This is a genomic window from Zoogloea sp., assembly GCF_028689785.1.
Taxonomy (GTDB): Bacteria; Pseudomonadota; Gammaproteobacteria; order Burkholderiales; family Rhodocyclaceae; genus Zoogloea.
On the sequence record NZ_JAQVCN010000088.1, the window covers coordinates 1 to 13,547 of the forward strand.

Sequence of the window (13,547 nt, forward strand, 5' to 3'; positions counted from 1 at the left end):
CGGCGGCAGCAATCTCGCCACCGCCCTATCCTTGAATTCCTGTCCGTATCGCGCCACGTCGTTCTCTCATCATCGCCCCCGAATTTAGGATTCTATCGAGGCGACAACTAGTCTGACGCGGGGGGACTTCGCGAGGGCGTAGACAATCCGGTCAACTCGAAGGAATCGTTGACCGACCGGCTCCGAGCCTCGAGCGACGACGTGGACATGGTCGAGCAGGCAGCACTCCAGTTCGAGGATATGGGCCGCAGACTGCAGGCGGCCATGGATGCCGGCAACGCAGCGCAGGCGTGCGCCTGGATGCAGAGCTTGTTTGGGCCGCGCTTCCCTGCCCATCCCGACCGCGTCAAGGTCGGTGCCGCAGCTTCCGCTGTGGCCGCCACCATCGCCTCTTCCCCGGCGATCGCCGGCCCGTCCGAACTAGTCGGGCGGACACGTGCTGGATGAAATTCGCGAAGGTCGCGATCCCTGACCTGACTGCCGCGCTTCATCAACGCGGCTTTTCCTACTTGAGGCGCGACGGGCTCGGCTGGATGAGATTCGCCGGCGAGCTGCGGCTGAAGGCGAAGAACTACCCGTGTGAGATAGCTGTATCGCCGGGGCTCGATGAATTTCCCCGTGTTTGGCTGACGCCGGTTCCGTCGGGGCGTCCTGAACTGCAGCCACACCTCAGCGCGAATGGGTACCTGTGCTATCTGGCGCTGGGCTCGGTGATTTTCGATTTCTTTGACCCGATCCGCCAGACGATGGCCTGCCTTGACCGTGCAGAACAAGTATTGGAAGACATCCTGGCCGGCAAAATGGTCGAGGACCTAGCGGAGGAGTTTCCCATCACATGGAGCCGCGATTGGTGTCTACTGGACGTCGATAAGCGCCGGTCCGGCAGTCTGGGCGCCTACACGTTCGACGGGAAAACGAGCATCGTTACGGACGACAAGGCTCGTACCCACGCAAAGCTGGAAGCCATCGGCCTTGGATTGCCCAAGGTCGAGTTGCCTGCGTTTCGCGTGTGTACCAAGGCAAGACCGATGCCGCTGCAGGAAGGTTGGCCGCCAAGGACCGTCCAGGCCTTCCTGAAGTGGCAGAACACGCTGGACCCGAGGTGCGGCAAGAAGGTCGAGCAGCGCCTCATGGAAATGTTTCGGGTGAAGGTGCCCCGGGTGCTGGTCCTGATCGATTCGCCACAGGTTAAGTACGGCATCAAGGTGGCCCTCAAGCGCGATCCCGCCGGAACGGGCAACAAGCCGTCGCTGCGCGAGCTCCTCTACCGCCTGCCGCTCCATCGAATCTCCGTGTGCCGCATCGACGACCCGTACCTTGCTGAGCGCAACCTCCCCGGCTCAAAGACTCTCGCGGGGCTCAAGGTTGGGCTGGTTGGGTGCGGGACCATTGGCGGCTATCTCGCAGAGATGCTCGCGAAAGCAGGCGCGGGCACGGTCGGTGGGAAGCTGACGCTGGTTGACATGGGCTCGCTTGAGCCTGGCAACCTTGGACGCCATCGCCTCGGTTTCAGCGCGCTGATCAAGAAGAAGGCGGAGGCCATGTGCGATGAGCTCAGGCGTGTGGCGCCGGGCATCGATGCTGTGGCCGTCGTGGGGGATGTCAAAGCTGTGAACTTGGGGCCGCTGGACCTGCTGATCGACGCCACGGGGGAACAGGGCCTGACCGATTGGCTCACCTGGAAGTACGCGGACAAGGTACCGTTCTTGTCGGCTTGGGTAGAAGGCTCTGGCTTGGCCGTCCGTGCCTTACTGAAGGCCAAGCCAGAGTACGCCTGCGCGCGCTGCGTGTCACAGCCGCCCCTGAGGGACCAGTATCGCGTGTTCGACGTGCCGCCGGAGGTCATCATGAAGGGTTATGGCTGCGAAGGCCTGTACGTCGCTTTCCCTGCTTCCGCGTCCGTACAGGCGGCTGCTCTCGCGATGGAGATGGTGCAGGCCTGGCTGGATGGCTCCGACTCACCCAGCTTCAGAACGCGCGTGCTCGATCAATCTCACGAGGTCCGCTTCAAGGATTGTTCCCCCCAAAGGTACGAAGGATGCCCCGCATGCGCCATGTGAGCGACTGGACGCTGCCAGACGGCAGCGTCCTGCTGAACTTCTCCGACAGCGTTCGCGGCGTGTTCGAGAGGAACGTCCAGACGGGCGACCTCCCTGAGAGCGGCGGCGTGCTACTGGGGACCGTCCACGAGCGCGGCCTGCTGGTTACTCTGGCCACCACGCCCACGCGTCTGGACCGCCAGCTCCGCTATCTCTTCGAACGGTTGCCGTTCGGGCACCGCACAGTAGCAAGGCGACTCTGGCGCTCCACCGGAGGCACGACACGTTACATTGGTGAGTGGCATACGCACCCGCAAGACATTCCCACACCCTCAGCCATCGATTTGGACGAGTGGCGAAAATTGGCCAAGGCACGCGCCGACAAGCGCCCGCTGCTGGCGGTTATCGTGGGGCGACACACCCTGCACGTAGAGTTAACGCACGGCAACGGCCACCGACAACTGCTCGGGCCTTACTAAAGGCTGCCGGATCAACGTCGGCGCTTCATGCTCAACCTCGTGTATGCCGGCCGTGCGGGGGCCGGGACCTTAGGCTGAACATCACAGATGGTGACGGGCACACGGCGCGCGGCATAAACTTGGCCGTTCACTCGGATAATGCAGTCCATGTGGTGCGTGCCGAAGTACTGTGCGTGCTCTTCTACCTGCAGCAACTGCATTCCAATTCGGCGATGACCGAGGTCACTGGTGGAGTCTGCGTCCAGCCCCTTGTTGCGCACCGTCCATTCGATGGTGGCGAATTGCGGGACTATGTGAGGGTTGGTGATCGTGAAGACTAGCGTGCTGCCCTTGGCGACGCCGGCGACTTGATTGCGATGATTAGTCACAAGACGGCGCTGCTCACCACTCCCCGTGTAGACCGCGATGTCGATGTCCGGTAACTGCATCAAGGCCCGTGAGGTCCGCTCGTCCACCAGCTCAACTTCATCTACGTTCGGTAGCGGCATCAGAAAGGAAAACGCCTCGGACCAGATCAGTGCCGCAGCCCCCTCGTCGGCCGCGTCGGCAGCACGCTCAGCGACGTCCAGCAGCGTGTCTAGCCGCGGGATAAAGGCGACCCAAGCCTCATCGCTCATTCGATTGAGGTTCTCTTCTTCCTTGGTGGCCGGGTTCTGGACACGGCGGTCCCGGTTCAGCCGGCCATGAATTGCCCTGATGATGGAGATCAGGGCATCGTCATCGGGAAGACCCAAAAGGCGGGCGAACCAGATGTCGGAGTACGCCTTGGTGGCCAGGACAGTGAGGAAGATCGAGGACGGGCGCGAATCGGGGATGTCGTCGAACGACACTGCTGCCCATGCCTTCAGGTAACGGATCAACCTGCGAACCTGCTCACGCTCACCGCCGGTGAGGGCATCCCGGAACCACTTGTAGAAGGCCTTGGGGTCGCTGGCTTCCCAACCGTTCGTCAGGCAAGCCAGCCGTCGTTTGTCGGTGTCCGTATTGAGGTGGTAGACCGGCGTGTCGATGTGGAACTGATGCTGGTAGGACGCCCGCGAGCAGCGTTCCTTAGGCGGCTCCGCTACGGCGCGAATCTCAACGCACTGGCCACGGTAGTCGATGAGCGCCTGCTGCACCCAGCGGCGCAGCTGGTCAGCTGTGGGCTCAATGTCCGTGCCCTTCCCCCATTCGAAGTAAACGCCAAGGTCGACGTCGTATTCTTCGCCCGAGTGGACGGGCTTGATCAGCGTGCCGTACTTGTAGGAGCCCTGAAGCCACGTGGAAATCGTGTAGCCGTGCTTGGCCTTGAGCGAGACCTTTAGGTGCTCGGCCAAGTCGTTCCAGCTGGCTTGCAAGAACTCGCGCTGCTGCGTCGTTGGGCTGACGCGACTGATTAAGGTCTGGTCACCTGCGCCGTTGAACAGCGAGCTGGCGTGACCCACTTCAGCCTCCCCGGACCAAGGTCAACTGGGGTTCGTGCTTGAGGAATGGCGCTAACTTCGTGTTGAGTATGTCGCTGGCCGCTTTCTTGCCCAGGGCCAACAGCGTGCGCCGTGCCGCCTCGGTGGCTACGTCCAGGCCGAGATCCTTGGCCTGCTCGTTGGACGGGAGCGCGTCGAGGCGGAAATACCGATCCTTGAGCTTGTGCTGCATCAGCTGGTCCACCAACTGCTGCTGCGATGAAATCGTAACGGAGAAGAGGCGGTTGTCATCCATCCAGCCTTGGATGCCCAGCTCGCGGCCAGACTCGAAGGACAGAGAGTACATATTGGTCGTCGTGCCGACACTGAGGATGCGAATGGCATCACCGGGGACGCTGAAGAAGTGTTCGGCCTCGTGAAGCGCCAATAGATCCGGCGCGTTGGCATACAAGCCGCCATCGGCGTAGCGGTGGCCGTCTAGCTCAGCCAGCTCGAAGAACGTCGGGGCGGCCGAGGTTGCCAGGGCCACGTCCACCGCCCGATACTTCCAGTCGCGCGTCCACTCGGCCTTGTGCCGGGTCTTGAAGACCTGCGGCCGGCCGCTGGTCACATTTACTGCTGGGATGCCGACGGCGTGTTTGGCGTCGTTGAGGGTGGCCTCCTCGGGGATCAGGCTTGTGATCACGTCACGCAGGGCCTGTGAACGGTAGCGCGGCCTGTTCCAGTGTTTTGCGATGTCCCAGCCTTTGCCGACACGTGTTGTAGGCTTTTCGCGCGGGGGGAAGATCCTCTCACCAGACTCCTCGAAGGCCTGTACCACCTTCTGCATGGGGACTTCGAACGCCACGGCCAGAGCGATGATCCCGCCGATCGAGGTGCCATAAGACAGGTCAAACCGCCGGCCAATTGGCTCGCCGATATGATCTTCCATCTCCTGCAGTGCGCGTGCCGTGAACAGGCCTCGATAGCCTCCGCCGGTCAATGCCAAAGCTTGAAAAGGCCGGTCTTTTGTCCACGACATACTTTCTCTTCCTATCTAAGTTCTGGAGGTGAAGAATACCAATCAATGGGTATGCGCTCGTTCACCCAACAGTCCTCGTTTCGACGCTGTAAAGCGGTCATTCGCTCATCTAGATCCAACAGGCCGATGCAGAAACCTCAGAAGCCGCGTCTAGCAATCAGGCGACGCTCAGAGAGCGATTTCTTGCTCATCATCACCATCCTGCGCGCTTATCCTCTTTATCTCTTTGTTTGGCCACGATTCACGCTCGGCAGAGGACGATTGAGAAATTCATGATCTAGTCCTCGGGCATGTGCGTTATATGCCCACCTCGCATACTGCTCCAAGAGCATGTTATTCTCGGACTCAAGCCGTCGATTTTCTGCTTCCAAACGATCAATGCGATCCAAGGCTATCTGCAACTGCGGTGATGCAACTCGTTTTTTATCCGCACCTCCATTAGTCAACTCTCGTTTCTTGAGCTCAAAAGCATGGCGTATGCGTTCATGCTTGTAAAGCGCCTGCCGAGTATATCGATTTAACATGCGCAGCTCAATAGCATCAATCAGCAACTCCCAACTTAATTTATCGAACCATCCATCAAGAATTTCAACAATTTTTTTTATTTCATCATCGCCGATGTTCTTCGATCTTCTCTTAGGTTGCTGCTTCGCCATATCATCCCCCCATTGACTATAAGATTTCAGACAACAATCCAGCTGGAGGATTCATTGGCTGAATTGATGGCAAAACAATGCGCGATGAATCATTAACCCTATTTACCCCACGCAACGGTGCCAATTGAACGACCGCGCCAAGTGGCACAAGCGGATCATCCATTATTGAGCACAACTGCGACAAACGCTCAACCGTCGTCTGATGGTGCAACAACCAGCGGTCACCACCGGCATACCCTGCAGCTAATGCATCTTCGGCCTTCTGAAGTAACTCCCGCGCTTCTTCCAAACTCTGGCGAAGACGCATCGCTTTTTCTTCATCACCTTTGACGCAGACTAAGTCTTCACAATGAATGCAGTCCAAGTGCAACTGACACGGTGACATTGTGTAGTCGTGAACGCAAAACCCAAGGTCCGTCGTGTGTGCCGTCGGTATTCTGAGGCGCGCAAACTCATCCCTAGGAATAAGAACCTTCTTTGGAATTTCTGCCAGAGGGCCAAACATCTGGCTTTCGTCACCGACGGCATCCCTGATCTTTTGAAGCATCTGATCCGGGGTTACGTGATCATAAGCAGCGTTCTGACGAATATCCTTTCGTCCAGACCACTTGGCGATGTCTACCTGGCTCATGCCGCCAGCTTGAGCAAGCGTATTCAGGTAATGCCGAAATTGGTGCGTAGTTACCTTGATTGGGCTGCCATCCGATTCAGTAAAGCCGAATCTTGTGAAGATCGATTTAAAGCCGTATTCGGCCCGTCCGCCAAGTCCGCTGTTGATCTGATTGACGGAGACTGGCTCAATCATGCATCGGTAGGTTCCGCGCTGAGCGTGAAGTTGGTTCGTGAAAACTACCAGCAACGCGTCGCTGTACTTGAGGCCCGCTTCCTTTTCTAGGAACGGGAAGCCAGCAGGCAGCATTTCTACGACCGCAGCCTCAATATCGACAAAACGCACCTGCTTCGATTTCTCATACGTGACTGGCTTGACGCCATGTCCCTTGCACCACGCACGTGCTGACGCGGAGGATTCGAAGCCGATAATCTTGGCAACGTCATCCATTGCCAGCCACTCAGCGTTCCGCAAATGACGGACCTCATCATGAAGGTATATCTCACTAGGATGCTCTTCGTACCACTTCGCTATCTGGCGCGCCTCATCTGTTACGGAGCGTATCTTCCCAATGGCTTCCTGAACAACGCTTGCCATTGACGGCACAATCCACTTCACCATCGGATCAGCCCCTTTTGCCGGCCACCACCGCAGGCCGTAAGCATCAGCTTTACCGTTTCCTGCACTTTGATGAACTTCGCAAAGATCAGAAAGGATCAGAACTTCGTTAATGCGATCCGGCGCTGAACACAGAATGGCGGCAACCGAGCTAACAATTACATCGAATGAATCTGTTGCGAGCCGAAAGACCTTCGGCAAGGCATCCAACGCCGCCTCCGTTGGCATTTTCTCCTGCCGACGTTCATCGAACTCTTTGCCTACGCGGACCGCATCCCCCGGACGTTTGATCGGATTCCGCCACTTGGTGGGCACCGAGGTTAGGCGATTATCTGCAAGGAACTCACTGGCCATCTCTAACTGCCCGCCAATTCGATATGCTGCCGCTTCGCTGTAACGATCAACAATCACTTGCGCCGCGCGATTCAGAATGAGCGCATCAATTCGAACGGGATCGGGGACCAAGCCATTTTCTGACAGTACAGACTCCAATACACGCAACGCCGCCAATCGAAAACCACCTACTTTGGTTGGACGAAATCCATGCATGTAGCGCATATAGGCTTTAGCGAACGGACGAAATCTATCGTCCATCCAAGCCCCTGCGTGGTCTGGCTGATTATCCGAGGCACTGAAGACCAGACGTTGTCTACTCCTGCCGCGGCCCTTTAAGCCAACTGCATCTGTAATATCCCAAACATTGGCGTCGAAATCCAAGTCAGCACCAAAAATTGTCAGACCATTTCGACAGGACTCGATAAAGCCAGCGAGATTTCCCGCTGCATCAAGATCAGCTTTCGGGCGAAAGAGAATCACGTCAGACATTTTCGACGGCCTCCCGACCGTTACGTATTTCATCGCACCTTCTAACCACTTCAGCTACGGCCAGGATTGTTCTATCGTTGATGGAGGCAATACGCACATCGCCTCCCACAAGCAACCTTTCCCGCTCACCAATAAGATGCTCAAGTACCGCATCGTGCGGACCATCGAGCCATGGCTGAAAGCTGCGGCAGGTGTAGCAAGCAATTGGCGCCAAAAACCCGCAGAAGCCGTGTTTTCCACAGCTCCCCATCGGTTTCATCGAAGCCTCGTATCTCGGATCACATATCCTGCTCGACTTGTCACCAACACGTGACGCCTGAGATTCGTCTTCAATGATCAATCCAGCAAAGGCTTGTGCCAGTGGAGCCAGATGCAACGCCATCGCCCGATCAATACGCTCGACAATGGCCGGCACTGCTTGGACATATACCCCTGTATTTTGCGTATCTGTGTGATCAAGCAATTCGGCAATAACCAACTCACCGTGCCCCTCGACAGCAGCGCGAGTACCTAAGGTGCGTCGAAACCGAGTTGCCGTAATGTGAATCGCTCGGCCTGTGCGTTCTGAGGTCACGCTCAGGCGATTCAGGACACCTTTTAACGTACTGGCCAAAGATTCCGCTGTTCGGTGATACTCAAATCCCTGAGGCTCATTTTTCCGAGAGCGTTTAGCTGGAAACAGTGGTGCCTGATCTGAATCTGGCAGGATGGATCTAAAAGCATCCCTGACATCTTCTCGATGCTGGACCAGTCTTTCACCAATTTGAGGAATCAGGACACGATCTTTGAAATCGCTCCTCGATGGCTGTCCGCGCTGCTTTGCGCGAGGAATTTTGAGTGTATAGACCGAGGCACCATCCTTTCCTGCACTAACTACAACGTCGCAGAGTTTGAGGCCGGCATACTGGATTGGCCGCTGCCCAAGCGCCATAAAGAGCCAAACCAACAGGTAATCGCCTAAGCCAACCTTGCCAGACTCATAGGAATCATCCAACGCGGAGTAAATGGACTCAAACTCAATGTCAGTGTATGGCCCGTTCTCAGGATCCATTGTGAGAATGGCTTCGCCTTTTCGGTTTCCCTTTATCCGAAGTTGCTTCAACAGGGCAATGGTGTCGGCAGCAACTCCCGGAAGATTCAAGGAGTGCCATTTCTGGAGAAACCCAGAAAGATTTCCCACGTACCATCGCTGGTCGGCTTGTAATGAAGCGCGGTAATTCAGTAAATCGTCAGCCGAAATCTCCGCCACCTTACGTCCGTCGACGCATATTGCTTTCAAAAAATGTGCGAATCTTTCGTACATATTTTTGAGGTGATGAGATGACTTGTTTTCGGCGTACCAAACAAGAGACGCTTTGAATGACCTCAACAACGTAGGCGAGACATCTAGCCTGGAAAAGTCCAGACTTAGAGTCTTGGTGCTGTCTCTGAATGCCCAGCGATCTGTATGAGGATCAAAGAGCGCCCCATTTCGGGTTCGAACATATTGAGGAAGAGTGCCGATGCTTTCCCGCAACATCGCATTTTTCGCTCGATTATTCATCGTTCTTACCCCTCGCCTGCATCCGACTCTGCATCTCCAAAGACGCATTTTTAGCCTTCTGTCGAACGTGTCTTCGAGTGTAAGTGGCGGCCGTCCCCGACGTTTCGGACCACCCCATTAGATATGACCTAGTCTTCTTCTCAGTCTCATCCCCGACGTTTCGCCTGTCCATTTCTTCCGAAAATCGATCATTCCAGGTATGGCGAAGAAGATGCGCAAACAGATTGCGCGGTAGGCCAGGGCACTTGGCACGAAGGACATTGAAAATCTTCGCAAATGATGGAATCGATAGCGGGGCACCGCTATCGGATGCCACAAATACGAACCCGTGCTTTCGCGCGGCAGGCAATGCAGACCGATATTTGATTACGTAGGCATGAGTCTTGTCTTGGAGCAACTTGGACAAGGGAATCTCTCGCGCCCTTGTCTTCACATTAGGTTGATTCTTACGCGGATCGTTTGGATCATCCGCTCGTCTGGCGACGATGACCGAGCCTTTCCGAAAGTCAATGTCAGATACACGAACTCCTAACAATTCCCCTCTACGTAACCCCAAGTAATAAAGCCACAGAATTACCAACTCATTGCGGAAACGAGAATGTTCGTCATGCCAGGGGTTATCAGGGCAACCTGGATCGACAACGCGCAGAAGTTCCGTCACAGAGTCTGTATCGAGCCCCTCCCTTTGACCGAGATAACCTCGGTTATCACCAGTTGGTAACCTCGCGTCAAGTGCTCCGACAACGAACTTCCTTGCAGCCTCCAGTGATGACCGAAAGTCACTGGAGGCTGCAAACCTGAATGATCGATCTGCCAGAAGCCAGTTCAGGTAATCACGAATGCAACGCAAACGCGTCGCAGCAAACGCCGGAACTATCTCCTTGATCATGCCAGTCGCAGGACGTTGCCGATGCTTCTCCAACGAAACTACTTTTTCCGCTATCGAAATGGCTTCAACCTGATTGGACTGCGAAACAATCTCTTCTATAGGAAGCCTGCAAAGCCTAACCAAATCCTCTATCTCGCCCATAGCGAGCACGTACCCTTCGGCCAAACGCCTCTTTAGATCAATGCCGTTCAGATCAAGAAACAAATAGAAAACCAAAATTCCACGCAACGAGTTACTAATTGTGTTTGCCGCCCGATTCCTAGCCCTAAGTTCGGTCAAAGCAAAAATGGTCGGCTCGAACAATGGCACACCATCAGACCCAATAAGCATCGGCAGACGCTCGCCACTCCCATACACTACCGTACTAACCCGATACCCAGTAGTCACGGACGACGCTCCCCACTTACAACGTTGATTAGCGCCTTCACGGCATGAACAAAATCTAAGCTTAAGAGATACATCGCCAAATCAATACCTCCGCCTCCGCCCTTTTTAGCTCTCGCGTCGTACCACTTCATATCGGTTACCAGCAACTCGACGACTCGCGACCCAACACTCACATAAAGCCGCTGCGTTTTTGAATTCTTTTCGGGTAAAAAATCCGGATCAACCTTCCAATACAACCCAATGCGAGTGAGGGCATCTGGAATCGAGACCTCTCTAAGCCGATCCAGGTCGGCGTCATCAAATGGTTTCCTTCTACTCGCCATACCACCTCCGCCGCTTTGCGGCTGCGCGCCCTTCGGGCTTGCGGCTACTCGCGATTTATCAATCGCGGGGGCTACTCGCCTTCAACGGGCTGATCATGAGCAGACTATTAACAATATCCACAAGGTACACCCTACACAAAAAATATAGCACAGATAAAAAATACGTAAACAAATAAAAAACCCTGACAGGTCAGTAACCTATCAGGGTTTGTTTACTTACTTCTAGCAGGTGGGCGCTAAAAAGGGATGTCGTCATCAAAATCACCAAAACCGCCAGAGGCCGGCTTTTTGGGCGCCGGAGTGCTGGCCGGTGCCGGGGCGCTGCCGCCGTAACCGGAATCACGACCGCCACCGTAGCTGCCACCATCACGCCCGCTGCTGTCCCGGGCACCGCCGGAAGAAGCCCCGCCGCCAAAACCGCCTTCGTTGCGGGATGGCGCATCGGAGCCGCCCATGCCCTGACGGCTGCCGAGCATCTTCATCTCGTCGGCACGGATCTCGGTGGTGTAGCGGTCCTGACCATCCTTGTCCTGCCATTTGCGGGTACGCAGGGAGCCTTCAACATACACCGAGCTGCCCTTGCGCAAGTATTGCCCGGCGATCTCGGCGAGCTTGCCGAAGAATGCCACACGGTGCCACTCGGTAGCCTCGCGCTTCTCGCCGCTGGCCTTGTCGCGCCAGGTGTCAGTGGTGGCCAGGGTGATGTTGCAGATCGCGTCGCCACTGGGTGCATAGCGGGTTTCGGGATCCTTGCCCAGGTTGCCGATAAGAATCACCTTGTTGACCGAAGCCATATATCTCTCCTGAAATGTCTAGGGACAATTAATTTTGTCTAAGGGACAATTAATTTGTCCATTTTTACGATGTCTAGGGACAATTAATTTTGTCCAATTAGTATACCCTCTATCACAGGATGATCCAGCAAGCTGCCAGTCTGCCGTACGCAAGGTGTGCAAGGTTCCAGCAAGTTTACCTCATGCAACGGTAGGCGCAGATAGCACAGCCCCTACCACCCAACCTGAGCACTGGCGGTCGAGCTCCGGCACAGACAAGGACCAAAAATGAGCCACAGAACAACAGATTTGACTTGCACAGAGCTGAGGTTGTCGCTGCGGCAGCGACAACAAGGTGCGGGAAAGTAGCTTGTGGCAGGCACTAAATCGAGGAGACCAACTCCAGCGATTGTTCGGCAGTGGATCAACGCAGGATACGGTCAGGGCGACGCTCAGGCTTATCAACCATTCATGTATGTACGCGATGTTCCATCAGAAGGTACATCAAGCATGGTTCGTAGCCGAATCACCGGTCGTAACCATGCCTACCTGTCCAATCATGAACTCAAAGTGCACCTGCTTGCCGAGTATGGCAGTGCCACGCTTGACATAAGAGAACAGTTCGCGCTGCTGCCGTGGGAGGAGACCCAATTTATCGCGACACAGCTCGGAATCCGCCACCCGTTTTTCCCCGGCACCAGCACTCCGACAGTCTTGACAACTGACTTTTTACTTACGCTGGCGCGGCCAGATGGAATGGAACTCGTGGCTATCAGCGCAAAGCTTAAGAACGACTTGACCTCACGGAGCCTTGAAAAACTTCTACTAGAGCGGATCTACTGGAATCGCAGAGGCATACGTTGGATTCTGGTGACAGAAGACAACATTCACGCTATCCGGGCTAGCAATCTCATGTTTTTCGAAACTGCGCTAAACGACGAAAGGGCTACGCAGTCAGGCATCAATCCCGTCGCATTCAGTCGCAGGTTTGAAGATCACTGGGCTCCCTCGCTCTCCTTCAACGACATCATGAACCTGACCATAGATTCGATGAGCGTTGACGTACACACCGGACATGCGCTCCTCGGCACCGCAGTTTGGAACCGCGACAGCAGAATTGATATCGACACAAAGAAACTGACTCACCGCGACACGGTCGACTTGAAGCTCTGAGGAGGACCCATGTTTCAGATTCATGAAATCTATCGCCCCACGAGACCCTTGAAGAAAATCACCGGGCCGGTGCGGATCATCGACTTGATCAACTTTGAGGCCATCGTGCTCATCGACATGGACACCGAGCACGAGAAGACTCCCTTTAAATTCAGCTACGAAGAATGGGTTGATCTGCTGAGTCTGGGAGCTCTAGAGAAAGCGACTGATCCATTCCTAAGACTCACATCTTTGCCGACCGGCCTTCCGGCAGGTGCTGCTAAAAGGCTCCAGAATGTAATCGAAGCGACCTCTATTATTTCGCAAAAGCCAGGCCTACTGCAGACCCCACAAGCCTTGGCGAGCGAAATCAAAGCTGTTGCCCAGTCGATGAAGTTGAGCCAGCGTACCGTGAAGCGGTGGGTTCTTAATTGGCTGCAAGCGGGACGCAATCCTGCGATAGTCGTTCGTGAATTCATTCAGACAAGTGCAGACAGCGACGAGCAAAAAAAACAAGTCAAAGGTAGCAAGCGCGGCGTCCGCAGGACAAAGCCGGAGACTGCCTCCAGCGCCCCCGCACACGAGGTTCGTGATAAATGTGAAAAGGCCTACACATCGTATGTAAAGAGCCAGCGGATGACTTGGAGAGAGGCATATTACGAGATGCTGATAACGATTTGCGGCATCCCCTACGCCGAACTCAAGGGCGCCTCGAAAAACCTCAGCTTGCCCACCCTTGGTAAAATTACATCGTCCTGACCCCTGCTGCAGCTTATCCCGATGAAACAGCGTAGTGCCATCAAGACTGACCTGTTTGCCGACGAACACC

13 protein-coding genes are annotated in these 13,547 nt (G+C 55.5%); 5 read left to right on the top strand and 8 right to left on the bottom strand.

The window, feature by feature from the left end; translation table 11 throughout:
• The first annotated feature begins 201 nt into the window (after positions 1–201).
• Genes PHI64_RS22035 through PHI64_RS22045 form a run of 3 tightly spaced genes read left to right on the top strand, consistent with a single transcriptional unit; the run spans position 202 to position 2,518 of the window.
• Positions 202–447: a hypothetical protein gene (locus tag PHI64_RS22035; protein WP_299888026.1), complete on the top strand. Its 246-nt coding sequence runs from the start codon at positions 202–204 to the stop codon at positions 445–447.
• Positions 444–2,060, top strand: coding sequence for a ThiF family adenylyltransferase (locus PHI64_RS22040; RefSeq protein WP_299888029.1), 1,617 nt, complete (start codon positions 444–446; stop codon positions 2,058–2,060). The genes PHI64_RS22035 and PHI64_RS22040 overlap by 4 nt, the downstream gene beginning before the upstream one ends.
• Positions 2,048–2,518, top strand: coding sequence for a Mov34/MPN/PAD-1 family protein (locus PHI64_RS22045; protein ID WP_299888032.1), 471 nt, complete (start codon positions 2,048–2,050; stop codon positions 2,516–2,518). The genes PHI64_RS22040 and PHI64_RS22045 overlap by 13 nt, the downstream gene beginning before the upstream one ends.
• An 11-nt stretch (positions 2,519–2,529) precedes the next feature.
• Here PHI64_RS22045 and PHI64_RS22050 read toward each other — a convergent pair whose 3' ends face one another.
• The 8 genes from PHI64_RS22050 to ssb form a co-directional block, all read right to left on the bottom strand.
• The gene (locus tag PHI64_RS22050; RefSeq protein WP_299888035.1) at positions 2,530–3,942 is read right to left on the bottom strand and encodes a nucleotidyltransferase; all 1,413 of its coding nucleotides are present in this window, start codon (positions 3,940–3,942) and stop codon (positions 2,530–2,532) included.
• 1 nt (position 3,943) lies between these two features.
• Positions 3,944–4,942 carry a CBASS cGAMP-activated phospholipase gene (locus PHI64_RS22055; protein ID WP_299888037.1) on the bottom strand — a complete coding sequence of 333 codons (999 nt, stop codon included), beginning with the start codon at positions 4,940–4,942 and terminating at the stop codon, positions 3,944–3,946.
• 218 nt (positions 4,943–5,160) lie between these two features.
• A complete protein-coding gene (locus PHI64_RS22060) occupies positions 5,161–5,598 on the bottom strand; it encodes a hypothetical protein (RefSeq protein WP_299888040.1) in 438 nt (145 codons plus the stop codon).
• A gap of 16 nt (positions 5,599–5,614) precedes the next feature.
• Positions 5,615–7,651, bottom strand: coding sequence for an integrase (locus tag PHI64_RS22065; protein ID WP_299888043.1), 2,037 nt, complete (start codon positions 7,649–7,651; stop codon positions 5,615–5,617).
• Positions 7,644–9,194: a site-specific integrase gene (locus PHI64_RS22070; RefSeq protein WP_299888046.1), complete on the bottom strand. Its 1,551-nt coding sequence runs from the start codon at positions 9,192–9,194 to the stop codon at positions 7,644–7,646. The genes PHI64_RS22065 and PHI64_RS22070 overlap by 8 nt, the downstream gene beginning before the upstream one ends.
• A complete protein-coding gene (locus tag PHI64_RS22075) occupies positions 9,187–10,470 on the bottom strand; it encodes a site-specific integrase (RefSeq protein ID WP_299888049.1) in 1,284 nt (427 codons plus the stop codon). Before PHI64_RS22075 ends, PHI64_RS22070 begins: the two co-directional genes overlap by 8 nt.
• Complete coding sequence (locus PHI64_RS22080) at positions 10,467–10,793, bottom strand: hypothetical protein (protein WP_299888052.1); 327 nt, start codon at positions 10,791–10,793, stop codon at positions 10,467–10,469. Before PHI64_RS22080 ends, PHI64_RS22075 begins: the two co-directional genes overlap by 4 nt.
• Before the next feature lie 236 nt (positions 10,794–11,029).
• Positions 11,030–11,587, bottom strand: coding sequence for a single-stranded DNA-binding protein (gene ssb / locus PHI64_RS22085; RefSeq protein ID WP_299888055.1), 558 nt, complete (start codon positions 11,585–11,587; stop codon positions 11,030–11,032).
• A gap of 450 nt (positions 11,588–12,037) precedes the next feature.
• Here ssb and PHI64_RS22090 point away from each other — a divergent pair, with 450 nt between their 5' ends.
• On the top strand, positions 12,038–12,739 hold the full coding sequence (locus PHI64_RS22090; RefSeq protein ID WP_299888058.1) for a TnsA endonuclease N-terminal domain-containing protein: 702 nt from the start codon (positions 12,038–12,040) through the stop codon (positions 12,737–12,739).
• Between the two features lie 9 nt (positions 12,740–12,748).
• Positions 12,749–13,477 carry a hypothetical protein gene (locus tag PHI64_RS22095; RefSeq protein ID WP_299888061.1) on the top strand — a complete coding sequence of 243 codons (729 nt, stop codon included), beginning with the start codon at positions 12,749–12,751 and terminating at the stop codon, positions 13,475–13,477.
• The last annotated feature ends 70 nt before the right edge of the window (positions 13,478–13,547 follow it).

Coding starts and splice junctions, on each gene's coding strand:
- PHI64_RS22040 (WP_299888029.1), top strand. CDS start 444: ATGAAATTCGCGAAGGTCGCGATCCCTGACCTGACTGCCGCGCTTCAT.
- PHI64_RS22045 (WP_299888032.1), top strand. CDS start 2,048: ATGCGCCATGTGAGCGACTGGACGCTGCCAGACGGCAGCGTCCTGCTG.
- PHI64_RS22055 (WP_299888037.1), bottom strand. CDS start 4,942: ATGTCGTGGACAAAAGACCGGCCTTTTCAAGCTTTGGCATTGACCGGC.
- PHI64_RS22060 (WP_299888040.1), bottom strand. CDS start 5,598: ATGGCGAAGCAGCAACCTAAGAGAAGATCGAAGAACATCGGCGATGAT.
- PHI64_RS22065 (WP_299888043.1), bottom strand. CDS start 7,651: ATGTCTGACGTGATTCTCTTTCGCCCGAAAGCTGATCTTGATGCAGCG.
- PHI64_RS22070 (WP_299888046.1), bottom strand. CDS start 9,194: ATGAATAATCGAGCGAAAAATGCGATGTTGCGGGAAAGCATCGGCACT.
- PHI64_RS22080 (WP_299888052.1), bottom strand. CDS start 10,793: ATGGCGAGTAGAAGGAAACCATTTGATGACGCCGACCTGGATCGGCTT.
- ssb (WP_299888055.1), bottom strand. CDS start 11,587: ATGGCTTCGGTCAACAAGGTGATTCTTATCGGCAACCTGGGCAAGGAT.
- PHI64_RS22090 (WP_299888058.1), top strand. CDS start 12,038: ATGTATGTACGCGATGTTCCATCAGAAGGTACATCAAGCATGGTTCGT.
- PHI64_RS22095 (WP_299888061.1), top strand. CDS start 12,749: ATGTTTCAGATTCATGAAATCTATCGCCCCACGAGACCCTTGAAGAAA.